2 protein-coding genes are annotated in these 1,617 nt (G+C 30.7%); both read right to left on the reverse strand.

Annotation, left to right across the window (positions count from 1 at the left end):
* Window positions 1-329 precede the first annotated feature (329 nt).
* Window positions 330-1,307, reverse strand: a complete 978-nt coding sequence (locus tag EOL86_14690; protein ID NCD26819.1) for an aminotransferase class I/II-fold pyridoxal phosphate-dependent enzyme — start codon at window positions 1,305-1,307, stop codon at window positions 330-332.
* Window positions 1,304-1,617 (reverse strand): ATP-NAD kinase (locus EOL86_14695; protein ID NCD26820.1); only part of this gene is annotated, 314 nt, incomplete at its 5' end. The genes EOL86_14695 and EOL86_14690, both read right to left, overlap by 4 nt.

A 1,617-nucleotide genomic window follows, 5' to 3' on the forward strand; every position in this document is an offset into this window, starting at 1 on the left:
TAAATTCCTGTGACTACCAATTGTTCTCCATGGTGAATTTTAACTCATTTTACAATTTTCTTCGTGTAATATAAATATCGCTTTTCGGAGGGGACTCATAGTTGAATTTTTAGTTTTTATCTTTACTGTCCCTTCAACAGGACTTATTAATGCCTTATCCTGCGGGTTTACAGCTATTTCTTTATACCGGTGGAATTTTTTATTTATACCAGATATATGTGCGATTATATCAACCAATAAAATTTTTGTTGTCTGTTTCATCATTTTAAACATTTACTGCTATTAATCCCATTGCCATACTTCTCAGCATAGTATTTAAAAATTCTATTTTAGTCATCGGCACATATTTTTGTAATTATTGATAATAATGCATTGTTTTCTACAGGAAGACCAATGGAAATTCTATAAAAGCCTTCAATCCATTCATCAGATAAATCTTTTATAAAAATTTCAGCATCCATTAGTCTTTTTCCAAAGTCGGGAAGATTGCTTTTTATCAGAATAAAATTTGCACTTCCCTGAAAAACCTGAATTCCTATTTGTGTTAATTCACTTTCCAACCTTGCTTTTTCACTCATGATTTTATTTACATTTGCTGTCATATATACATAATTTTTTAATGCTTCAGTAGCAGCAAACAAGGTAGGTTTAGATAAAAATGCAGGGAAGTCAGAAAAATGATCTTTGAAAAAATCACCTATCAGAAGATAACCGAATCTAAGCCCAGCTAAAGAAAATGCTTTATCCATTGTTCTTGTTATTGCAAGATTTGGATACTTTGTTATCAACGCAGCAAATGTTTGCCCCGAAAATTCATAGTATGCTTCATCAATCAGTAATAAAGTATTTTCGTTTTGAAGAATTTTTTCAACTAAATTATCATCAGCTAAGATTTTGCCTGTAGGATTATTGGGATTATCAATAACGATCAGACTAGGTTCATTCAACTCGTTTAATAAAAGATGATGGTTGAATTTAAAATCAGGAGGAGAAAGTTGAATTTTTGTTAATTTTCGGGCTTGCTGTAAAGCATATTTTGAAATGGGGAAAAATGACGGATTAACCGTAATTATTTTTCTGTCTTTAGAAAAAATATTAATGAATTCCCTAAGTAACAAATCGGATCCATGATTTACAACAATATTATCAGAAGGCACATTATTGTAGTTACCCAAAAGTGTCTTAAATTCATACAGATATTTTAATTCAGAATATCTGTTTATTTCTTTTAGCCCTTTTATAGCTGCTTTTTGAACATGGGCTACGAGAGAGAATGGATTTTCATTTGTGTTAAATTTCAAAATCATTTTACTTCAATAATTGTTTCTGATTTACATCCTGTAATTACTTTAACATGCCCTTTAAAAATAGTATCTGTTTTAGCATCTCCAGTATCTACTCTAAGGCATTCCAATCTACTGATTTTATCTTCAGTTGCAACCACAATTATATTGTCTTTGCCAATAAGATTTAAGATTTTGGGTGTAAACTGTTTACTTGCCCTGCCAAAAATAAAACCGTTTCCACCGATGGGGGTAACAATTATTTTGATGTTATCGTATTTAACAATTAATTCCATTAACCCGTTTTCATTGAGGTCTGTTCCGACTAATTCAC

The organism is Deltaproteobacteria bacterium (assembly GCA_009930495.1).
GTDB lineage: Bacteria > Desulfobacterota > Desulfovibrionia > Desulfovibrionales > Desulfomicrobiaceae > Desulfomicrobium.